At 62.7% G+C, this 451-nt stretch carries 1 protein-coding gene; it reads left to right on the top strand.

Features of this window, described 5'->3' with window-relative positions; all coding sequences use genetic code 11:
• On the top strand, window positions 1–451 hold a 451-nt coding region (locus tag B7449_RS17585), incomplete at both ends, for an EAL domain-containing protein (protein WP_048883955.1).

The raw sequence follows: 451 nt of genomic DNA on the forward strand, positions 1-451 counted from the left end.
TGCATTACCAGCCGCAGGTGCGCACGCATACGCTCGAACTCAGCGGGGTGGAGGCCCTGTCGCGGTGGCACCATCCGCACCTTGGCAACATCTTCCCCTCGCGCTTCATCGCGGTGGCGGAGGAAACCGGGCAGATCGAGGCCATCGGCCGCTGGTCACTGCTGGAAGCATGCCGCCAGATCGTGAAATGGGATCGCGACAGCATTCATGTGCCCACCGTGGCCGTCAACCTGTCGGCGGTGCATTTCCGCAACCGCGCGCTGCCTGAACACATCGCCGCCCTGCTGAAGGACCACAACCTCAAGCCCGCGCGCCTGACGGTGGAAATCACCGAAAGCGTGATGATGGACAACAGCCGCGATACCGAGGAAGTGCTGCAATCCATCCGCAACCTTGGCTGTGGCCTGTCGATGGATGATTTCGGGACGGGGTATTCGTCGCTCTCACGGCT

Source organism: Komagataeibacter intermedius TF2, assembly GCF_000964425.1.
GTDB classification, from domain to species: domain Bacteria; phylum Pseudomonadota; class Alphaproteobacteria; order Acetobacterales; family Acetobacteraceae; genus Komagataeibacter; species Komagataeibacter intermedius.